This window comes from Enterococcus sp. GC34, from assembly GCF_040886645.1.
GTDB classification, from domain to species: Bacteria; Bacillota; Bacilli; order Lactobacillales; family Enterococcaceae; genus Enterococcus; species Enterococcus faecalis.
In genome coordinates this window covers 504,295-526,257 of record NZ_JBFOEF010000001.1, presented here as the reverse complement: position 1 = coordinate 526,257, position 21,963 = coordinate 504,295, and the positions used below count along the sequence as shown (strand labels likewise).

Below are 21,963 nucleotides of genomic sequence, written 5' to 3'. Positions count from 1 at the left end.
AAAGAACTCGTGTACTTTTTATGGTTTCGCTGCTTGTTTTATTTTAGTAATTATTTTTCTATAAAAATAGTCCCAGAATTATTAAAATAATCCCGATAACTAAACTGCCGATGCCAGAAGCCGTACCATATTTTTTACTTAGATGTATATCAGTAGTATTTTTAGGAATCAAGTTTGAGAAAAAATAAAATTTTTTTACCAAGATTAGATATGCAACAAGTAAAAGTAATAATCCTAAGAGAAGATAACTAAGATTTTCAGCTAATAAATCTAGATGAGCTAATAACAATATCCCCAAAAGGAGGCCTACCAATCCATATTTCATCGTTTTTTCTTTTGCTGACATACAAATATCCCTACTTTACTTTTTAATTTATTAAGAGCATAAAACCATAGATTCGATATAAGTTCATTTTGTTGTATCCAAAAGAGCATGACCTGGAATGACCTATATAATTAGAAAATTGGAGTGATATATAGTTATTTTACCATAGGTTAAATGAGTTGATTAACTCCGAATAATGTACAACTATGTACACCTATTGTGGGTGGAATGTGTGTTGGGACTTTGCTAACCTAATAGTTGAAAAAATGAATCAATAAATTTAGAAAAGGGACTATTCAAAAGCAACTTTTTTGGGAATTGCTATATTATTTATTTTTTTAAGCGTAATCAACTAAATGTTTTTATGGATAAAGAAAGTCATTGTTCCTTGTCATCAAGCTACAACAGCCAAATTCATTAGAACTTTTTTAGTGAATGACTTTAATTTTAGAAAGGTACTGTTGTTAAACATTCATGCTATCAAAGGAGTGTGAGGCGAACGAAGCAAATATTTTCATTTTATAAAAGTTGTATTATGGACTCTTAAAAAGAGGTGATTTAAAAAATTTTGAAGTGGAAATGTTAAGAAAGGAGAGAGGAAATGACTTATTTAGTTCTGGTCAGTCATGGCGATTTTGCTAGAGGATTAAAAAATTCATTAGGAATGTTTGCTGGCGATGAGTTAGAGACAGTCAGAGTGTTTGGCTTACAACCTGGTGAATCTACCAATAATTTTGGTAAACGGTTTCTTTATGAGGTTGAAAAATTACCGCAGGAAACGAGGCTAATCGTTTTGGCTGATATTGTAGGCGGGAGTCCACTTGCTACTATTTGTAAAGTATTAGATAAGCAAAAAATGCTAGAAAATTCTCTGATTGTTGGAGGAGTGAATTTTCCAATGGCTTTAAATGCGCTTCTATTGAAAGAAACTAGTGAATTATCTGACTTAAAAAAAATGATAGTAGCAGATGCTTGTCATGGCATTAGAGAGTTAACTATAACTGAAGACGATGTAACTGAAAACGATATAACTGAAGAGGATATCTAAAGGAGAAGATGAACATGTCAATTTCTTTTGTTCGAATCGATGATCGAATGATTCATGGCTTAATTACTTTACGTTGGACTAAAGAAATGCCTTGTGATGGCATTATAGCTGTGAATGACAAAGCAGCAAGTAACCCCATTTTAAAGGAAGCATATAAAGCAGCTGCACAAGATAAAAAAACCTTTATTTGGACAATGGCGCATTTTTTTGATGTAAAGGATAAAGTATTAGCGTCTAAGTCAAAATACTTTTTGATTACAAAGAGCCCTTTGGATATGAAAAAAATTTTGGTAGATTGGCATTTTGTTCCAAGTGAAGTAAAAATGATTAATGTTGGACCAGGGAATGATCGCGAAGGGACAATTAAATTGGGGGATAACCAATCCTTTACAGCAGAAGAAGCAGCGGCTTTTGAAGAAATTGAAAAGGCTGGTTACAAAGTGGATTTTGCCTTGTTACCTGATCAATGAATTGGTTCTTGGGCGCATTTTAAAGCTAAATTTGGTTACTGATTCTAGAAGTTTTGAAAAGAGGAGAGTAGTATTATGACAATCAACTGGATACAAGCGGCTATTTTAGGCTTATTTGCTTGTCTGTGTTCAAATTCTTGTATGGCTGGACAAGCGGTGGGAAATTATACGATTGGGCGTCCTTTAGTCGGCGGATTAGTTTGTGGCATTATTTTAGGAGATTTAAAATTAGGAATCGCTTGTGGCGTAGCGATGCAATTAGTTTACATTGCTTTAGTCACACCTGGAGGAACAGTGTCTGCTGACGTGCGGGCAATTTCATATATCGGGATTCCTTTGGCAATGGTGGCGATTTCGACCAAAGGGTTAGATCCACTTGGCGGCTCTGCAGCCGACCTGGCTAAATCGGTCGGCACATTAGTTGGAACGATCGGAACGGTATTATTTTATTCTGTTGCCGCGTTAAATTTAGTTTGGCAATCGTTTGGTTGGAAAGATATAAAAAAAGGCAAGCTTGATCATTTATATGCCATTAATTTTGGTTGGCCGTGGATTTCTCATCTACTTTTTTCCTTTTTGCCAACCGTGATTTTAACCTATTTTGGGGCTACGGCTGTTACAGCAATGAGAGATGCATTACCTATGGATGGTCTTGCAATGAAAACGCTTTTTACTGTAGGTGGCATGCTTCCGTGTGTGGGAATTGCAATTTTGTTACGTCAAATTGTTAATAAGAACATTGATTTTGTCCCTTTTTTTGTAGGGTTCACATTAGCTGCTTCATTAAAACTTAATTTAGTCTCAATAACGATTATTGCGCTTCTTTTTGCTGTAATTTTTTATAAAATTGCTTTAATTAAAAACAATACTAAACTGGTTGATTCAACAGGAAGTCTGACGAATGATGATGAAGAGGAGGACATATGAGATGGAAGAGTTGAAAGCCAATAAATTAGACCAAAAAACGTTAAAGCATTCTTTTCATTTATGGTTTTGGGGAGCGTTAACTTGTTTTTCACAACAGCATATGCAAACGTTTGGCTATCTTTCTTCAATGCTTCCTATTATCAAAAAACTTTATCCGAAACATGAAGACCAAGTGAAAGCCATTCAAGCATATACAGCTTTTTTTAACACAAATCCAATGCTTGGAACGGTCATTGTTGGTGTGACTGCTAGTATGGAAGAGGCTAGAGCAAGTAAGAATGAAATTGATGGAGAAACCATTAATGATATGAGGGCAGGATTAATGGGGCCAATTGCAGGGATTGGTGATTCATTAGTTGATGGTACCTTGATTCCTATCTTGTTAGGAATTTCCTTAGGAATGTCTACGGGCGGTTCGCCAATTGGTGCCATATTTTATATTATTGTTTGGACGTTAATTTCCTATTTTGGCCAACGTTTTTTGTATTTTAGAGGCTATCATTTTGGCGATAAAGCAGTAAGTTTCTTAGTTGGAAAAGAAGGAGCCGCCGTTAGAGTTGCTATCGGAGTTATCGGTAGTATGGTTGTTGGTGGGGTCCTTGCATCTTGGGTAAATGTAACTACTTCTCTTAAATTAATAGGTGCTGACGGAAAAGTTTTCCTTAAACTGCAAGATAAAATTGACAGTATTTATCCAGGATTATTAACGATACTTGTTACCTTGTTTTGTTGGTGGTTGATGTCGAAAAAACATGTTTCCGCTATTTGGACCATGCTTATTTTAGTTGTTATTTCTCTCGTTGGCGTTTTATTAGGTGTTTTCAATCCAGGATTAACTTACTGAATAATCACCAAAAAGGGCTCTAAGTGTTAGAGCAAACTGGCTTATATGTATATAAAAAGTTCTATGGAGGCATGTATGTTAAAATTATTATTAAGTGAAAAAATAAGTGAAAAAGCAATTAAGCTTTTAAAAGATGCAGGATTTTTAGTTAAAATTTCTCCTTCAACTGATGAAGAGGTCATGGAAAAAGAAGTTAGAGACGTAGATGCGGTATTAGTCCGAGCTACTCCTATAACTAAAAAGATAATGGATAGCGGAAAAAAGTTACAAATTATTGCACGACATGGCACAGGTATAGATAATATTGATGTTGTAGAAGCAACAAAAAAAGGTATTTTAGTAACAAATGTTGACGGGGCAAATGCGTATTCTGTGGCTGAATATGTTGTGGCTTCAATGCTGACCTTAAGTAGAAAGTTATATAAATCTAATCATTTATTTACGGAAGGGCGTCTATCAGTGAAAGGGTCATCCCTACCAGCATTGGCCAGTCAATATGATTTGAATGGCAGTGAAATTCGAGGAAAGAAGCTAGCTATACTTGGTCTTGGCAAAGTCGGAATTATTTTAGCTAGCTTAGCAGAAAAGATGGGTGTCCAAGTTGTTGCATATGATCCATATCTTACAAAATCGCCAGTACCGTTAATTCCTAATTTAACAGAAATTTATAAAACAGCAGACTTTATTTCAATCAATATGCCTCTTACTAGCCAAACTAAGAATATGATAACAAAAAAAGAACTTCAAAACATGAAAAAAAGTACATTTATTATTAACGCAGGTCGTGGTGGCATTATTAATGAACAAGATTTAGCTGATGCACTTAACGAAGAGCTTATTGCAGGAGCAGCAGTAGATGTTTTTTTGCCAGAACCTCCTGAAAAAAACAATCCACTACTTACAGCAAAAAATAGTTTATTGACTTGTCATATTGCTGGAACTACTATAGAGGCAATTGAATCATTAGGTATAGAGGCTGCAAACAGCATTATTGATTATTTTAATGGTCAAATGCCGAAATTTCCTGTAAACCCTGAAATCGCTAAGGAATTACGTGCATAAAAACTAAGAAGCTCATTATTGCTATTTAGATTTTCTGATTAGTTTCCAATGCTTTTACTATTCCAATTCTATTTTACTAGTTAGGCAAGATCTGCTAGATTTAGAAACGATACTTTAAAAAAATACTTTTTGGATTTTTAAAGTAATACAAAAGTTTGCTACAAGACTAATTATGATTTTAACTTCCGCTTACACGATAAGCTATGGCTGGATGTATTAGTATGATCAATAATAAAATAGTCCAAGATGTCTTTCCTATCTAAAAATTAATTAGACTACTGGAAAAGCTGATAAATTGAATTATTGTTCTCTAAGACACAGAAAAAATCTTGTGATTAAAATAAAAATATATAAAATAGAAGAAATTTAGAGACTAGCTTCTATTTTATATATTTTTTTGTTTTAGAAATTTAGTGGTTTATTAGAATTTTAGGAAAAATTTTACGAAAAGTGTTGCAAAAATGGCTCCTAAAAACGGTGCGGTTCCGGGAACAATCAACCCATATTGCCAATCATTATTGGTTTTATTTTTGATTGGTAAAAGTTGATAGGCGATACGAGGGCCTAAATCACGTGCTTGATTCATTGCAAATCCTGTAGTACCACCTAGCCCCATGCCGATTGCCCAAACAAGCAAGCCAACAGCAATGGGTAGTTGTGTTTCGTAGGAATGTGCAATCGCTAAAATAGATGTTAAAAAAATGAATGTTGCAAAAGTTTCAACAAAATAGTTTCTTGGTAAATTTCGTTGGTTCGGATTTGTAGAAAAAATATTACGAATAGCGATCGGATCGACACTATCGGCAGATATCTTGAAATGATCAGCGTACATAATATAAACAATGATGGCACCGCAAATGCCACCTAACATTTCAGCGATGACATAGGGAATGAAGTAAGACCATGGAATCATTCCTAAAATAGCTTGAGCGAGGGCCATTGCTGGATTAATACAGACTCCGCCAAAGACGAACAGAACAACAGAGATTCCAAAAGCCCAAGTAGTGATTGCAAACATGTGACCAGAACCAGCGTATTTTGTTCGTTTTAGGACATCGTCGCAGTGAACACCTACCCCAAATACGATCATTAATGCAGTTCCCATAAATTCTGATAAGATATGATGAAACATAAGATAAAGCTCCTTTAATCAATAGTTTTATTATTTAATGTTTGGACGAGGCGATAGACTTCCTCAATTGTAAAATTATATTGTTTAGCAATTCGTTCACAATCTTGGTATTCAATAGACTCTTTCAATAGGCCATGATAATGATTTTTTTTAATATGGACCTTACCAAAAGGTGTTTCCAAGATTTTGAAAGAACGGTCCATCACACTACGTTCCATTGTTTGAAAACGCACACCAATTGTAGAAGTATGTTTAAAGAGTAGTTCTGTAAAATATTCTTTTTCCTCTGTTATTGTTAAAACCGTTAATAGAATGGCACTTCGGTTTTTTTTCATATGAATGGGCGTGAAAAAAACATCTAGAGCACCATGTTCCAATAATAGATCCATTACGTAACCTAACTGTTCAGGTGTTTGATTGTCTATATTTGTTTCAATTTTTAAGACTTGGTCATGGTGTTCTGTCCTCTTTTTTTTACTATATGTTTCAGTAAAGATTGATCCTCTGAGGGCATTGAACTTGCCTGTTTCCCGTTTGCCAAATCCGTAACCTATTTTTTCAACTAATCGTTGTTCTGGTGCGACAAATAGAGGACTAAGTTCTTTAAAAATAGCTAAGCCAGTCGGTGTGACAAGTTCAGTTTTTATCTCAAAGTCTTGTTGAATGATTAAATTCGTTTCTTTACGTAATTCCATCACCGCAGGAACTGGTATTGGCATGACTCCATGGGCAATTGTGATAGTGCCACTTCCATCTGTAATTGGCGTTGAATAGACTTGTTCAATCTCTAACTGTTCCCATAGGATAAAAAAGCCAACGATGTCAACAATTGAATCAATTGCTCCGACTTCATGAAAATGAATAGTGTCAATTGTTTGTTGATGAACAGCAGCTTCAGCTTTTGCAATGTCATAGAAAACATTTTTACTATGTTTTTTTACAAAATTGGACAAGTCGCTTTTTTCAATTAATGTATAAATATCTTTTAAATTTCTAGAATGGCTATGATGATGTGCATGTTCTTTCGTTTCATGATGTTCATTTTCGTGGTGAGGAGAGAGACTGTGTTTTATACCGTAATCCTTTTTTCCATGTTGTAGGAGAACATCGAAATCTGTTCCGTAAATACAACTTTTAGCAATTCGTTGGGCTTGAATGGTGAACCCATCGATGGGAAGTTTTTTTAATTCGATTAACAGTTTGTTTAAATCCCCGCCTAAGTCAAGCAACAATCCATTTAACATATCACCACTAAGACCAGAAAATGGTTCTAAAAATAAGCTTTTCATAGTGAAGACTCCTTTATTTGATTAATCATACTTGCATTATAAGCGGCACCAAACCCGTTATCTATGTTGACTACACTAACGCCAGAGGAACAACTATTTAGCATTCCTAAAAGAGCAGTCAGCCCTTGAAAATTGCTGCCGTAGCCTATGCTAGTAGGGACGGCAATCACTGGCACGCTAACTAGTCCGCCTAGCACGGACACCAGTGCGCCTTCCATGCCTGCAATCACAATAACCACCGAAGCCTGTTGAATCTCATCTAGGTGAGCGAACAAACGATGAATGCCAGAAACGCCTACATCATAGATACGTTTTATTTGATTCCCGAAAGTTTCTGCAGTGATTGCTGCTTCTTCAGCAACGGACATGTCTGACGTTCCAGCAGTAACTATCGCAATATAGTTTTTTGTTGTAGTCTCCATTTGGTTGATAACGAAACAACGTGCAAGTTCATAGTAGGTTCCATGAGGAAAGTTCGACTCTAAAGGTTGGGCTTTTTGTTGTGAAACGCGAGTAACTAGGATTGTATTGTTTTCTTTTCTTAAGCTATTGATAATTTTGATGAGTTGCTCAATTGTTTTTCCTTCCCCATAAACGACTTCTGGATACCCAGTTCTTTCTTTACGCTGCGTATCAATTTTTGCAAAGTCTAATTCGCAAAAGCCATTTAATTTGTTTGTTGCTTCTTCTAAAGATAATTTTCCCTCTTTAAAAGCTCCTAAAATTTCTTTCGGTTGCATAATACAACGCTCCTTATTCCTGATTTCTCAAGGATCATTATTCTACAATGACAGACAAGCCATCTCGAATCACAGTCACTTTTGCATTTAGACCTTCTCTTTCAAATGCTCGCTCTAATGCTTCATCAAACGTTTTTGCTATTTCCATATGCATCGAAGTGATAAGCTCAGGATCAACAAGATCTGAAACAAAAATTATATGATGATGAACTAAAATTCGCGCTAAAATTTGCGAAGTCCATTGATCTGGCACGGTTTCTAATCGTGGTGTATGGATGGCTGCTTCTAAAAATTCGTTTGGATTTTTAACATTGGCAATATTTTCATAAAAACCTTCACCACCGTGACCATCACGACACCCAGCGACCATAATAATGACACCGCCGTCTTTATTGGTTGCTTCTGCAGCGGTCATCCCTTTAACTGCTTGATAAATGTTTTGATCAAGTGGAAATCCGCCGTTCGTTGAAACCGCAATGTCGCAAGGTATTTTTTTGACACGGGCAATTTCTTTTACAAAGTTACAACCAACTTTATGCGCTTCAACCATATCGCCTGCAAAGGAACCAATAATTTTTTTGTCACCATCTAAAACGACATTAACAATAAAAGCTAGATTCGCTTTAGCGGCAGCGTAGACCATGTCATTATGAATCGGATTATCCGTTAGATTTCCTGTCCGTGAGTTGGAGGAATCAATAAATTCTCCAGAATGGTTAGCCATGATGGTTTTATAAGAAGCAATTCCAGGTAAAACAGATTTACGTCCACCAGAAAATCCTGCAAAAAAGTGTGATTCAATAAATCCTTCGGCCAGAAGTAAATCTGCTTCTGCTGCAATGCGATTAATGATACAATCGCCCCCTGAAGGTAGTTGACCGATTTTGACCATTGAGGAATCATCAGTAGAGATATGCATAACGATTTCTTCATTCTCTACGATCTCTTTACCATATTTACTAATCAGTTCTTCTCGTGTAGAGGGGCGATGAAAACCTGTAGCAACTAAAATCCGGATTCTAGCTGTTTTGTTCACTGAACGAATTCTACGCAAAATAATTGGGGTGATAATATGTGAAGGAACGGGACGTGTGTGATCGGAACTAATAAGGACAATGTCTTTTTTACCCTTAGCTAATTCTTCTAATGGAAGGCTTCCAATAGGATTGTCCAGCGATTTTTCGACTGTTTCTTTCTCGGTATATGGATTTGAAAAATGTTCAGCTTTTGATTCGAGAAGCCCAATAAAATTTTTATCGGGAATTCTTGCAGTAATCATTTTCTTGTCATAAGGTAGGTTAATTTCTACCATAGCAATCATCTCCTAAGTAATATTTTACGAGACTAAGTATAATGAAATTTAGAAATCACACAGTCTTTATTGTGGGTAACATTTGCTAACAAAAGGTTGGTGAGAGTGTTTATAATAGTTAACGAATCAAACAGAAACTTAGTCAAAGGAGTGACAATTATGGAGTCAGATTATCTTACAGCTTTCTTAGATAGAAAGAAGACGCCGATTATCAAAAAAAAACGCCATACTTATCTCGCTTATCATGGATTGGAGGAAGCGTACACCTATGTATTAAAGAAAGGGGTCGTTAAAACGAGTATTATTTTAAAGGATGGACGAGAATTTAATCTGTCATATATTGTGTCTCCTGACATTATTTCATTGTTACGTGATGAAGTATCAAATTATACATCTGCTCCTTTTAATATCCGCATTGAGTCGGAAGAGGCTAGCTTTTATCGGATACCAAGGACTGTATTTTGGGAATATGTTAGAGAAGATGCTGTTCTTCAAGATTATGTACGGGATTACTACCGAGCAAAATTATCGGAGAGTATTAGTTCCTTACAGAATATGACAATGAATGGTAAGAAAGGGGCTGTTTGTACTTTTATTTATCAATTAATTGATTTGTTTGGTGTACAGACAGAGGAAGGAATATTAATTGATTTTCAAGTAACTAATGAGGATATTGCGGGGTTTTGCGGGATTTCAACGAGAAATAGCGTAAACCGAATTATTCATGATTTAAAAGAGGAAAAAGTCATCGATATCAAAAAACAAAAAATTGTGATTTACGATCAAAGTTATTTAGCTGATTATATTGATCGATAAGATAGGAGTCTGACGAACATGCATATTCCAGAAAATTATTTAAGCCCACAAACTTGCGCAGTGATGGGCGCGATTATGGTACCTATCTGGTACCGCGCTGTAAAAAAAGTTGACGTTCAAATTAAATTAAAAAAAGATACAGGGACCATGTTAGGGATTTCCTCCTCCTTGTCATTTTTAATAATGATGTTTAATTTGCCAGTACCTGGTGGAACAACTGCGCACGCTGTTGGGGCTGTTCTCATCGCATTATTGATGGGACCTTGGGCCGCGACGCTGTCTGTTTCGGTGGCTTTACTATTACAGGCTTGTTTATTTGGTGATGGTGGTATATTGGCTTTTGGTGCAAACGCCTTTTCTATGGCGTTTGTGATGCCATTCGTGGGATATGGAGTTTATAAGCTAGTTACGCGTGTAAAAAAATTTGAAACAATGGGTCTTTTCTTAGCTGGGTATCTTGGTGTAAATGTTGCGGCACTTTCTACTTCTGTATTATTAGGTATCCAACCCTTACTATTCCATGAAGCGAATGGTACCCCACTTTATAACCCATATGGTCTTTCTATAACTATACCAGCAATGATGAGTGTCCATCTGTTAGTAATAGGAATTGTTGAAGGTCTCTTCACCGTGTGTGTCTATAATTTTGTAAAAAGTGTGTCAAAAGATGCAATTTTTATCGAAGAAAAGAAGAAAAGGACTCCGTTGTTGCGATTAAAGAGACTGTTATTGGTCATGGTAATTTTATGTCCATTAGGTTTGATTGATCATGCCACCGCTTGGGGTGAATGGGATTTATCTGAATTAGTCAAGAATTTAAAACAGAATCATTTGCCTGCGGTACAACCAAAAGGTATGGTGAATGGTTTTTCATTTCATGCACTTTTCAGTGATTACTTTATTCCAGGACTGCCATTAGCACTTGGGTATATTTTAAGTGGCGTAACAGCCATAATCGTTTTTTTACTCATTTTTCGTTTATTTAATGGAAGAAGGCAAAGTTGATGCCTGAATGGATGAAAGAATCTTCCACGTCCTTTGAACCTAATAAAAAAGAAACCTTTATGCTTAAAAATCGAAAAGGAATCCTTTTTTTATTAAATAAATTTCAGGTGAGTGGGAAACGCAATAAGACTATTCTCAGTGATATACACCCAGCAATTCAACTGATCAGTACTTTTTTACTAATTGTTTTAATCAGCACAGCACAAAAAGTTCTTGTTTTGTGGCTCTTAGGCATCTACCTAGGCATGTTACTTTTAGTTGAAAAACCAACTATTCTACGAAACATTGTCAAAAAAGCTAGTATCCTCATTTTGATGCCGCTGATTATCTATTTACCGATCTTTTTTTTAGGTCAATTTAGTTTATTATTTATTGTTCATTTGTTTTTTTTAGCCATAGCGATTAGTCAATATATGGAAACAACCAACATGAATCAATTTATAGCAGCATTAAAAATCTTTCATTTTCCGAATATAATACTTTTACAATTAGATATTACGATTAAATATATCTTTTTCTTTGGAAATCTCTTAATCCAACTGCTTGCCGCTGTAGAAGCTAGAGCAGTTGGTGGGAATATCCAGTTGAGTACGGGTAGTAATTTAATCAGTCTAATTTCTTTAAAATCTTTCACGTATGGGAAAAAGTTGGATATGGTGATGGAAGCAAGAGGATATACTGGTCAATATTATCGAGTAAAGCAACCATTAAAAACGAAAGATTTTTTGGTTAGTATTGCCTATCTTTTATTTTTCGGGGGGTTGCTTTATTTAGGGAGGAACTAATATGTATCAAGTAAATCATTTGGTTTATCGCTATCAAACGAAGCCTGTTTTTTCGCCTTGTAATTTGGAAATAGCCAGAGGAGAATATCTGGTTTTGATGGGAGATAACGGCAGTGGAAAATCCACTTTTTTAAATTTGCTCGCAGGTTTTTTAAAACCTTCCGAGGGAACGATTTATTTTATGGAACAATCATTAACGGCCTGGGAAAAAGACCCTATTCATAAAAAGAAGTATTATGCTCATTTGGGTATATTATTTCAAGAGACGGACACACAATTATTTAATGCGACAGTTTATGACGAATTGGCATTTGGTCCTAGACAGCTCCAACTATCCGAGCATGAAACAGCAAAAAGAATTAATGATTGTTTGAATTTATTAAAAATTACCCATTTAAGCAATCAAGTGCCTTATCAATTATCGGGAGGAGAAAAGAAAAAAGTGGCTTTTGCTAGTCTGTTAGTAATGAATCCAGACGTGTATTTATTAGATGAGCCGTTTGCTGGGTTGACAAAAGAATCGGAAAAATTATTTAAAAAAATAATAAAAAATCTGCATCAACTTGGTAAAACAATTATCCTTTCCACCCATGACTATTTGAGTATTTGCGAGGAAGCTGATTCCATTTTATTGTTTGATTCGGCTGTGACAAGGTACTCAAAGGAAGAGATAGAAGCCAATGCTAACTTGTTACAACATTTAAAACGGTATTAAGTGTACAAATATTGACAATAATTGATACTATGAATCGTGATTTTTTCTAATGTGGAGATGTCTATAATTAATTATGTAAAAGAAAATCAATAGGAGATGGTTTAAATGTCTGTCATGAAAACGAAAGAACAAAATTTAGTTCGCGAATTACAAAAAATGAATAAGTTGGCTGTTGCATATTCAGGTAGAATTGATAGCTCTTACTTGCTAAAAAAAGCTTTGGACACTTTAGGTGCTGAAAATGTACTTGCGGTTGTTGTAAATTCAGAATTATTTTCTGATGATGAGTTTGATAAAGCAGTCGATTTAGCTAATGGGTTGGGAGCAAATGTGTTAGGCCTTGAAATGAGCGAATTAGCAGATGATAGAATTGTTGCAAATAACCCTAATAGCTGGTTCTACAGTAAAAAATTATTATATAAAACTATTCGTTCGGCTATTCAGAAAGAGGGATTTGATATTTTAGCCGATGGGATGATTATGGATGATAATACTGACTTTCGTCCTGGATTAAGGGCAAGAGATCAAGAAGGGGTCATCAGTCCGCTACAACAAGCTAAATTATATAAAATTGAAATACGTCAACTTGCTAAAGACGCAGGTATTTCCAATTGGAGTAAAGTTGCCTCATGTAGCATTGCTTCAAGAATTCCTTATGGCATTAAGTTAACACGCTCAGCTATTGATCAAGTATTTGCTAGTGAAAAATATTTACGGGAAATAGGTTTTCCAATTGTCCGTGTCAGAGCACATCATGATTTAGCACGGATTGAAATTCCAGAAGACAAACTTTCTCTGTTATTAGAAAACAGAGAAAAAATTGCAGATTATCTTAAAAAACAAGGATTTAATTATGTAACTTTTGACTTAGAAGGATTTAAATCTGGCCGAATGAATGATATCCTCACTGAAACTGAAAAAAAAGTTTTTTGTGAATGTTAGACAGATAAGTTTATAAAATTGAGTCGGTGTAACGGAGTCAGGACAGGGGTATTCCGTTACAAAAACCAAGTTTTCTGCTCGATTAGGTCGGTTGTTTTCATTGATTACTCTGCCAGTAGATTATCAACTTTTAAGCCTAGGAAAAATTCCCTTTGGATTTTTCCTAGGCTTTTTGTCTATTTAATCATTTGATATTTGCTAAAAAGAAATTAGCTGTAGAATTTTTTAAGATTACCAGTGATTGTTCAATTTGAGGAAAATAAATGGATTGTTTGGACTGGTTGATTAGTCGATTATTTTGGGGATTCGTGAGTGAACGTATTTGCTGTGAATAGTTAAGTAACTCAGTGTTTAGTGTGTCCGGCTTAACTGGTGCTAATTTTTTTAAGTAGTGTTGTGTTTTCATAAGTTCTAAAAGAAGCTCTTCCATAGCAGTTTGCATTTCCAACAGTTGATCATTTAGTTGTTTTTGTTGCATTAAGCTTTCAGCAGAGGCATCGTTACTATAAATAGGAGATTCAAGAACAATTTCTTGAATAGAATAGTTTACTCTACGTTGTACCCGATAAGCTAGTACCCAAGCATCACTAGGCAACGTGGTCTCTTCATTGATTAACGCTAGCAAAATAGAGCTGATCGTTTTTGACCAACTATTGATATTTTTACGTAATACTTGACTATGCCATGTTGGGAAAATAAAAAACATAACAAAAGCAATAAGCGCACCAATAATTACATCAAAAACTCTTGTATAGCCTGCAGAACTACCACCTAATGTGAAAGTTAACCAAGTGGTCACACTTAGCATTAGAAATGCTTGACTTAATTTACGTACGGTTTCATACAATATAACTAGCAAACAAGACAATAACATTGGCCATAAAGGATTTAGGTTTGTTAAGTTAGCAATTAATTGAGACAAAAAGATGCCTAAACAACCACCTAAAATAGAACCAATAGTTCTTGAAGTGATTTTGCCGAGTGTACCATGATACCCTGGCATAACCATCAAACAACCAGAAATAACTACCCAGAATTCGTGATTAGCTAAAGGCAAAGGGTACATGTAATTAAGAATAAGCGAACAAAAATGACAAACTAAACCTGTTAAAGCTAAACGAATTGCGAATCTAGCAGAGCTGCCTTTGTAAGAATGAAGGATCTCTTTGGCTTCTGCAAGTCCTTCTTTTGTGGGTAAGAAAGATTTAAATGAGATTTTTTTAAAGGATTGTTCGTTTTGTATCAGAAGGATTGCTGATTTTATTTCGGTGTTTGCTGAAGCAAATTCTTGAAGAGGCAGGGTTAATTGTTCTCCTTTTAAAAAGAGTAGAATTGCTTTTAAAGCAGGAAGATTTTCAGCTGCATTGGTTGAATCTAACGAGCCTGCAATTGCATCTGCTTGTGAAACCAAGGGATAAATCCATGGTGTTTTTTGATGATTGACCCATGGCATCGTTTCAACAGATTCGCGTACTTTTATTCTGAAATGGACATAGCGTGCGGGTTTTCCTTGTGCTAATAAATATAATTGTTCATATAAATCGGCTACTAATTTTCGTGCTTCATTATTTTGCGGCTTAGAATAAAGACAATAGATTAAACAAAGGATGGACATACCTAAAATTATTGCACCCAGACCTTCAAAAGATTGACCAATAGACAAATTGCCTTTTAATTGCGCACCAGCTAGTAAAGAAATGGTCCCAAAGAGACATCGAATATACAGACCAATACTAAAGTTTCTCACAATCCCTGAAAAATACAAACCAAGGACGAATAATAAAATAATGAATATACTTGACGACTGTAAAAGTATCCCCAGACTGGCACCAATAAAAATCATTAAAATACCATTTATGGCACTTCTTTGTGGAGAGCCATGTCGTGGTAAGACACAAATTACAGTGCCCAAAAAGCTACCAACATTTACTAAAACAAAAGCGAAAGGAAAGACTATTGTTAGAACAGCACCAACAGCATTTGCAATAATGATACTAAGAACAAGGGCAAACCAGTTCTGTCTTGTATCAAAAGTTAGTATAGGGCGACTATACGCCCAAGACGATTCTAAGAAGACCTCAAAAAATTTTTTGATAGATAATTTCACAAAACATTCCTTCTTTAAAAATTTATTAAAAGCTAAAAAATTATTCCTCTGCTAGTATACACCTCTAAATTTTTTTTTCAAATTTGCTCTTTTTAAGAAAACTCACAATTATAGGCCAACATTAAGTTTAGCCATATATTTTTGTTGAATAAATTCTGTAAGCTCATGCCAACTTTCTTCATTTTCAATGGAATCTAAGTAGAAAATATCTTGATTAGAAGTAGCTTTTTCGAAGGAATCTGTGATGATGATATCCGCATTTGTGAAGTCTTCGGTAATAGAGATTGCGTTTGTATTATATAAGGAGGATAACCGTGTTTTAATAAAATAATTTGCATAAAAATCTTTGATAATTTGTAAATAGATTCTCACTTGTACTTTTTTTTCGGACACAGACAATGTGTAAAGCAGTTGACTGAGTAACTCTAAATGCGTTTCTTGGTGAACTAATTTTGCCACCGTACCTTTTATTCGATTAAAGTATGCCACATCTGACGGAGTACAAATTTCTGGCTGCGGTAAATAAAGTGTTAAAAAAGTATAATAATTGCCCTCCGTTAAAAAGTACCAAGCATTAAAAATAGAAAGATAGTAAACATATTGATAATCATGCTGATTTGTCAGTAAGTAGGCTACTTGCTTAAATAATTTTTTTGATAAGACACAATAAGGATGGTTAGATTCTATAAATAATTTTTCTATTTGTTTCGTTTGCTTTTCCGAAAAGATATAAGGGATAAAAATGCGAGATAAAAAATTAAAGTATAAAATTTCAGTTTTTCTTGTTTCGCATTGAATGTCAGCGAAGGAGTGTTCAAGAAAAAATAAAGTCACATGACTGTATTGATTGATCAGAATAAAAAAAGAATGCAGGTTTTTAGAGTGCGGCATCTTTAAGAAGTTTTGTGCACTTGTTCTAGTTTTAAATATCGCATATAAAATATAAAACGCTCTTTTCTTCATTCGGACATTTTTATAGGATCGTTCAAGAAGTTCATCAGGTAGACTTTTTTTTATTTCTTCAAGACTTATTTTAGAAAAAGGCCAAGCCAATTCTTGAAAGGAATCTTGTAGGAAAATGAAAGAAAACACTCGAATCGATAATTCATTGCCAGTTAATTGATAAATACCCTTAATACTAACGATTACTATATCAAAAATTTTAAAAAAGTTATTCAGTTGTTTCGTGATTTTTACCAGATAATGTTCAGAAATATATAAAACTTTAATTAATTCGTTTTTATCAATGGAAGAATGTGTGACTAATTGTACGCAATAATTAAATTGTACATTGTTTTTTAAAAGATTGAGTTTTAACGTGTAGGCGTATTCGACCGCGCTTTTTCGGTACGCTGGATTTACACAAACAATGCCATTATTGTTAGAGACAATAAAATGTTGGATTTGATAAGTATCCTCGAATTCTTGATTTATTTTTATCAGATTTTCCTTGACCGTTCTTTTTGAAATTTTTAAATTGGAAGAAATTTCATTTAACGACGTATGAGCTCGCTTGACTATATAAAATAAAATTTCTAGCTCATTCGTTAGGTAGGATGGAAACATGTTATGGACCTCCAAAAGTAAAATTTAGGTTCATTGTAGTCTACTTTCTTTAAATTTTTGTATTGATATGTTAACACAAGCGCAATAAGAAGCGGCCATCACAATTAATGTACAGCCTTATACATTAATTGTGTGTAGCAAAGCAATTTTAATGTTGATAAGCTAGCAGTAGTTAGAATAATTATTATTTAGTTTCTAATTCCAAAAAAGGTCAAGGTGAGTAAGCAATGAAAAAAATCAACGAACAATTAAAAATTAAAATGCCAACCTACAAAAGAAAAAAAAGCATTGCTTATTTCTTTTACTCTTGTCTACTATTGGTATCGATTTCTTGTTTTTTGAGCTTGCACTTTCAAGAATGCGAGGCAGCTTCGCTCTATCAAGCGGGAGGGATAGCCATTGATTTGAGAACTGATTTACCTTATGGAATGGAGATAAGCCATGACGGGGGTGGTGGTCCTGATGGATCATTTGGAGGAAAATTACACGTAAAATTATACGGAACAGTGGACACTTCTCATACACAAAAAATTACTGCTCTTGCTTTCGATACCGATGGGATGCAATATGGTCTGATGTTTCATTTGCCAGAAAATATAAGTGCAGATAATTTTAAAGCGGCTTATGACAAGGCTTATACGGATAATCCAGAAAATTTTTATTCAATTAGTGGACAAAAAAATACACGAATATCAATCATCAACACAAAAGGAATGCGGACGTTTAACGGTTTTTCAGAAGATGGTTCACCAGGGTGGGGTGATCCTGAACAAGACTATAGTGAGATTGATACTGAGCATCAGGTGATGTTTTGTGAACGTGGAGATTCTATTGATTTGTCTCTTGGGAAAATTTATGACATTTGGAGTAATGAACCTGATAAAACTAAAATAACATTTGAGCTTCATTTTGATTTAGATGTAGCAACTTTGATGAAAGATGGCGATTCGAAGGATTATTCCCTCAATAAAAGTTTAACGAAACATCGCTTACCTGTATCAAATGTTTTGTCGGATGGTAATGAGAGTGATCAATTTTCGTTATCGGCAGATTTTTTTGGCCGGACGTATGAATTGGGTAGATTTTCAGATACAACGAATACAGTTAATCATAATATGGTAACGGCTAGTGCAGACATGTGGTTACGTGCGACAAGTTTAGCGGCAGCAGCAAATCATGATCCAAATAATTTGAATCATCAAATTATCACTGGAATCACCGGAAAAGTGGCTACTTGGTCTTCTTATATCTCGCCATGGGACAGCGGCGATAAAGACAACCCATTATCCAATTACAATACCCAAGATGCCTCTAAATATCCTGAAATACCTGAAAGCAAAACGATGTTACCAGGGGATTTTTTATCACCAAAGTTTACGATGAACCAAAGACAAGACAATCCGCTTAATTGGACAGATGGGTATGTTGCTCAACGGTTTGCGCGCGTAGTTAATTTTCATACTCACACAGTTGATCCTAAGGCCAATGTGAATGTCACTTCACAACAACAAAACGGGTTAACAACTTATTTGTTTAGTGGCAAAGATGGTTGTGGGCTGCCGTTAGTCAACCCGCCAGGAACGGATTCTTCAGAGCCCACAGATAAAACATATATGCGCGTCACAACAGATCCATACCAAGTGCCAAGTTTAGAAAAGGCAGCTTTTGTTAAAGGTCAAACAACATTTCACCCGCAACAAAAGATACCAGTAGAACTAACCGTTAAGGCTCCGACAACTAGAAAAGTTCAGATTGAAGAAAAAATTTCAGGTGCTGCTCAAACTGATTTTCATAAAATTGGGGAGCAGGATTTAAAAAATTTACCAGTCACAGATGATTGCGTTAGTTTTAACTGTTTAGCAGATGCTTTACCAACTTCAGGAGATTACACATTAACATTTAGAATTCTTGATGTTGATGATACATCTAAAAGCTACTCAAACGAGAAAAGTTTAGCTGTACACATTGATCAAGCGCAAATTAAAGTTAAATCTCAAGATACGGTTTATCAATATACTCAATGGCAACCAGAAAGTGAAGTGACTAGCCTACAAACACCAGACGGTAAAAAAGGTGATTTTCGAGACGTAAGTGTCACCATATATAAAATGGACGGAGAGCAAAAGGTTCCAGTAGATACGGTGGATACAAAAGTGGTTGGTAAATATGAAATTGATTATAAATACCTAGGATTAGAGGCGCAGACTACGCTAGAAGTCATTCCCTCTTCAGCTCATATTGGTGCACATAACGGCAGCTTTTCTGTGGGAACGCCCTTCGATCCAAAGCGTCTTTTTGATAGTGCAACAGATAATGATGGGCAGTCTATTCCTTATAACAAGATAACGATTCGCTATACGCCTGATCAGGTAAACGATGAAGTAGCGGGCGTCTATAGAATTACTTATGATATCTCTAAAATAGTAGGTTTTAGTAAAAGTATTACCGTTGATTGGACCTACTATTACTCTAATCGTCTAGACTTTTATCACTTATCTGAACAACTAATGCCTTTTGAGAACGTAAAATTTAATGGCCAAGATCAAACACAGACATTAAAAAGTTGTGAGATGAACATTGAAGATACGGGGGATCCTAATCGGACAACTGGCTGGCAGCTTGAAGTAGCCTATAATTTAAATGATCAGAAAACACAAGCGTGGAAAGACGCAGGGCTTGATCTCACGCTAAATCCAAAGTCAGTCGATTATGTAACAACTGAGCAAAATATCATGGTTAACGATGAGCAACAATTAGTAGCTGGCGTAAGTAACCAATCTATCAAAAATAAAAAAGTTTTGACGAAATTACAATTATTGCCCACATTAACTATTTCAAAAGTCACACCTGCTGATAAATATGAAGCTCAGTTAATTTGGAACTTAGAAGCAACACCGTAAGGGAAGAGGGAATAGCTGTGAAATGGTTTATCTATGATTTATTGTTTGTTGCCTTTATTCTCGGTTTGCCAATTCAAGCACAAGCTGAAGACAAGACAACTGACGCACAAGCTGGCACAAAAGTCATGGTAATAGTGAAAGAGAGTGAGGATATTGTTCCGCATCCCAATGAGCTTATACCGCAGACTAACGATATGCCAACTTCACGAGGACAACCTAATTTTTTACCAAAAACAAACGAGATTACGTCTCAAGAGACGCTTTTAGGAATCGTGGTACTCGGAAGTACATTAATCGTTGGACTTTATAAAGAAAAGAGGAAAAATAATGAATAAAAAAATAATTGGTTTAACTGTCACTTTAGGAACGGGGATCTTTTTAATTGGACAACAAACTGTGAATGCGGCTGATAATACCAATACCACAGCGAATGTGTCGGTTTTGGGTGGCGGATTAACCATTACACCATTAGCACAAATTAACTTTGGGACGGTGACAAAAGACGGCCAAGATCATACGCAACCAGATCAAAGCAAGTCGCAACTTATCATTAATGATAATCGTGGGACAACGAATACAGGTTGGTATCTGACAGCGAATTTAGAAGATAAAGGAAAAGGTGTCACTGGATTAGACGGAATGACACTTCATTTAGACACTAAAAAACCTGACGGATCTTCTGAAAAAGGTACCTTTACGGGCGTTGATTTAACCACAGATGCTTCAACCATTATTTCGCTAGATAAAAGTGATATCCGTTTATCAGACACTGTCACGACAGCCGATTTAAATGCAACGTTAAATATACCTAAAAGTATTGCTGCAAATACCTATTCTGGGACCATCGTCTGGAATGCCATCGATGGAGCACCCGCCTAAGAATTTAACATAAAACGATGTAAGAAAACGAGGCAGATAAATTGAAAAGAATTTTAAAGATACTTTTTATATTGACTATTCTCTGTTTAGGTGGAGCGATGCGTGCCTGGGCAGAGCCGTCTAATACCAATAGTTCAGCAACAATTGACAATGCGAATGCGTATACAGTCACACCCGTTTTCGGAGCAACTCAAAATAACAAAACCAGTAATTTTTTTGATATGACATTAACTCCGAAACAAAAAGATACATTCAAATTAACGATAACCAATACTACGCCGAACCCTCAAAAATTTAAAGTTCAGGTAAATACAGCAACAACAAATAGTAATGGGATAGTTGACTATACAAAAAGTAGCTTTGAAAAAGATCCATCGATGAGTTTGGTACTTAGTGATTTGATTAGTCCCAATAGGAAGGACATTAGTGTTCCTGGTAAACAATCACAAACGATTGATTTTCAAATAACGATGCCAGAAAAGTTATTCTCAGGAATTTTATTAGGTGGAGTGACGATTCGACCTGTAGAGATAGCTGGGGACCAAAGCAAGGGTGGAATTCAAAATGTTTATATGCATACGATTGCTATTCGGGTGAATGAAACAGCAGAGACCATACCTGCAAAATTGGAAAGTGGTTCTGTTAAAATTGGGCAAATTAACCGCCACAATACTGTTTCGATGGAAATTAAAAATCCACAGCGGAAGTTATTGTCAAAAGTCGAAGGAGATTTTTTTGTTAAAGAAAAAGGAACAAACAAAACGATCATTCACGAAAAGAAAAATAATCTGAGTTTTGCACCAAACACAAGGTTTGACCTGCCTATTTTACTGAAAGATTCGTTTAAACCTGGAGACTATACCTATACCATTAAGTTGAAAAATCATGAGGGGAACTGGACGTTCTCAAAAGATTTCACGATAAACAAGAAGCAAGCTGATCAGTATAATAAGCGTTCTGTTGATCATAAAGCCAAAAACCTTTACTGGCTTAAGTACCTCATGGCCTTTTTAATTCTAGTTATTTTAGGTACCGTCTGCTATATCTTGGGAAAAAAGAAGGGAAAAATGAGGTTGTAAAACCTGCCTTTAAAATAGTT

Annotated in this window: 21 protein-coding genes; 14 read left to right on the top strand and 7 right to left on the bottom strand. The window is 35.3% G+C overall.

The features are described from left to right. Positions 1 to 58: 58 nt before the first annotated feature. Entirely contained in the window at positions 59 to 346 is a 288-nt protein-coding gene (locus AB3I72_RS02475; RefSeq protein WP_061101370.1) for a hypothetical protein, read from the bottom strand. A 580-nt stretch (positions 347 to 926) separates the two neighbouring features. On the opposite strand from AB3I72_RS02475, the gene AB3I72_RS02470 reads away from it, so the two are divergent. The 5 genes from AB3I72_RS02470 (at position 927) to AB3I72_RS02450 (ending at position 4,676) form a co-directional block, all read left to right on the top strand. Then, positions 927 to 1,373, top strand: a complete 447-nt coding sequence (locus AB3I72_RS02470) for a PTS sugar transporter subunit IIA (RefSeq protein WP_061101369.1) — start codon at positions 927 to 929, stop codon at positions 1,371 to 1,373. A gap of 14 nt (positions 1,374 to 1,387) precedes the next feature. Next, the gene (locus AB3I72_RS02465; protein WP_368023503.1) at positions 1,388 to 1,843 is read left to right on the top strand and encodes a PTS system mannose/fructose/N-acetylgalactosamine-transporter subunit IIB; all 456 of its coding nucleotides are present in this window, start codon (positions 1,388 to 1,390) and stop codon (positions 1,841 to 1,843) included. A gap of 75 nt (positions 1,844 to 1,918) precedes the next feature. Next, positions 1,919 to 2,770 (top strand): PTS sugar transporter subunit IIC, encoded by an 852-nt coding sequence (locus AB3I72_RS02460; RefSeq protein ID WP_002357194.1) that lies wholly within the window; start codon positions 1,919 to 1,921, stop codon positions 2,768 to 2,770. Continuing rightward, complete coding sequence (locus tag AB3I72_RS02455; RefSeq protein ID WP_002394543.1) at positions 2,745 to 3,614, top strand: PTS system mannose/fructose/sorbose family transporter subunit IID; 870 nt, start codon at positions 2,745 to 2,747, stop codon at positions 3,612 to 3,614. Before AB3I72_RS02460 ends, AB3I72_RS02455 begins: the two co-directional genes overlap by 26 nt. A 75-nt stretch (positions 3,615 to 3,689) precedes the next feature. Further along, entirely contained in the window at positions 3,690 to 4,676 is a 987-nt protein-coding gene (locus tag AB3I72_RS02450) for a hydroxyacid dehydrogenase (RefSeq protein ID WP_368023502.1), read from the top strand. A gap of 421 nt (positions 4,677 to 5,097) precedes the next feature. Here AB3I72_RS02450 and larD read toward each other — a convergent pair whose 3' ends face one another. From larD to larA, 4 genes are read right to left on the bottom strand one after another with little or no spacing between them, the layout of a single operon-like run. Next, on the bottom strand, positions 5,098 to 5,808 hold the full coding sequence (gene larD / locus AB3I72_RS02445) for a D/L-lactic acid transporter LarD (RefSeq protein ID WP_086280304.1): 711 nt from the start codon (positions 5,806 to 5,808) through the stop codon (positions 5,098 to 5,100). Positions 5,809 to 5,822: 14 nt separating this feature from the next. After that, complete coding sequence (gene larC, locus AB3I72_RS02440; protein WP_061101366.1) at positions 5,823 to 7,097, bottom strand: nickel pincer cofactor biosynthesis protein LarC; 1,275 nt, start codon at positions 7,095 to 7,097, stop codon at positions 5,823 to 5,825. After that, positions 7,094 to 7,837 carry a nickel pincer cofactor biosynthesis protein LarB gene (gene larB / locus AB3I72_RS02435; RefSeq protein WP_002379543.1) on the bottom strand — a complete coding sequence of 248 codons (744 nt, stop codon included), beginning with the start codon at positions 7,835 to 7,837 and terminating at the stop codon, positions 7,094 to 7,096. The genes larC and larB overlap by 4 nt, the downstream gene beginning before the upstream one ends. 37 nt (positions 7,838 to 7,874) lie before the next feature. Further along, the gene (larA, locus tag AB3I72_RS02430) at positions 7,875 to 9,149 is read right to left on the bottom strand and encodes a nickel-dependent lactate racemase (protein ID WP_002357200.1); all 1,275 of its coding nucleotides are present in this window, start codon (positions 9,147 to 9,149) and stop codon (positions 7,875 to 7,877) included. A 159-nt stretch (positions 9,150 to 9,308) separates the two neighbouring features. Here larA and AB3I72_RS02425 point away from each other — a divergent pair, with 159 nt between their 5' ends. The 5 genes from AB3I72_RS02425 to larE all read left to right on the top strand — a co-directional run bounded on the left by AB3I72_RS02425 (position 9,309) and on the right by larE (position 13,412). Beyond that, positions 9,309 to 9,965, top strand: a complete 657-nt coding sequence (locus AB3I72_RS02425; protein ID WP_002361998.1) for a Crp/Fnr family transcriptional regulator — start codon at positions 9,309 to 9,311, stop codon at positions 9,963 to 9,965. Between the two features lie 18 nt (positions 9,966 to 9,983). Further along, the gene (gene cbiM, locus AB3I72_RS02420; protein WP_368023501.1) at positions 9,984 to 10,970 is read left to right on the top strand and encodes a cobalt transporter CbiM; all 987 of its coding nucleotides are present in this window, start codon (positions 9,984 to 9,986) and stop codon (positions 10,968 to 10,970) included. Next, the gene (locus tag AB3I72_RS02415; protein WP_142956457.1) at positions 10,970 to 11,755 is read left to right on the top strand and encodes an energy-coupling factor transporter transmembrane protein EcfT; all 786 of its coding nucleotides are present in this window, start codon (positions 10,970 to 10,972) and stop codon (positions 11,753 to 11,755) included. Before cbiM ends, AB3I72_RS02415 begins: the two co-directional genes overlap by 1 nt. A gap of 1 nt (position 11,756) precedes the next feature. Beyond that, positions 11,757 to 12,470 (top strand): ABC transporter ATP-binding protein, encoded by a 714-nt coding sequence (locus AB3I72_RS02410; protein WP_368023499.1) that lies wholly within the window; start codon positions 11,757 to 11,759, stop codon positions 12,468 to 12,470. Positions 12,471 to 12,575: 105 nt separating this feature from the next. Then, positions 12,576 to 13,412, top strand: a complete 837-nt coding sequence (gene larE / locus AB3I72_RS02405) for an ATP-dependent sacrificial sulfur transferase LarE (protein ID WP_368023497.1) — start codon at positions 12,576 to 12,578, stop codon at positions 13,410 to 13,412. A gap of 184 nt (positions 13,413 to 13,596) precedes the next feature. Here the strand turns inward: larE and AB3I72_RS02400 are convergent, their stop codons facing one another. Then, positions 13,597 to 15,519: an FUSC family protein gene (locus tag AB3I72_RS02400; protein WP_368023495.1), complete on the bottom strand. Its 1,923-nt coding sequence runs from the start codon at positions 15,517 to 15,519 to the stop codon at positions 13,597 to 13,599. Positions 15,520 to 15,627: 108 nt separating this feature from the next. Continuing rightward, entirely contained in the window at positions 15,628 to 17,085 is a 1,458-nt protein-coding gene (locus tag AB3I72_RS02395; RefSeq protein ID WP_002397404.1) for a helix-turn-helix domain-containing protein, read from the bottom strand. Positions 17,086 to 17,312: 227 nt separating this feature from the next. Here AB3I72_RS02395 and AB3I72_RS02390 point away from each other — a divergent pair, with 227 nt between their 5' ends. The 4 genes from AB3I72_RS02390 to AB3I72_RS02375 all read left to right on the top strand — a co-directional run bounded on the left by AB3I72_RS02390 (position 17,313) and on the right by AB3I72_RS02375 (position 21,943). Next, entirely contained in the window at positions 17,313 to 19,985 is a 2,673-nt protein-coding gene (locus AB3I72_RS02390) for a bacterial Ig-like domain-containing protein (protein ID WP_368023494.1), read from the top strand. Further along, entirely contained in the window at positions 19,961 to 20,320 is a 360-nt protein-coding gene (locus tag AB3I72_RS02385) for a hypothetical protein (protein WP_002401395.1), read from the top strand. Before AB3I72_RS02390 ends, AB3I72_RS02385 begins: the two co-directional genes overlap by 25 nt. Then, entirely contained in the window at positions 20,313 to 20,864 is a 552-nt protein-coding gene (locus tag AB3I72_RS02380; RefSeq protein WP_002357217.1) for a hypothetical protein, read from the top strand. Before AB3I72_RS02385 ends, AB3I72_RS02380 begins: the two co-directional genes overlap by 8 nt. A 98-nt stretch (positions 20,865 to 20,962) precedes the next feature. Next, positions 20,963 to 21,943 carry a DUF916 and DUF3324 domain-containing protein gene (locus tag AB3I72_RS02375; RefSeq protein ID WP_061101361.1) on the top strand — a complete coding sequence of 327 codons (981 nt, stop codon included), beginning with the start codon at positions 20,963 to 20,965 and terminating at the stop codon, positions 21,941 to 21,943. The last annotated feature ends 20 nt before the right edge of the window (positions 21,944 to 21,963 follow it).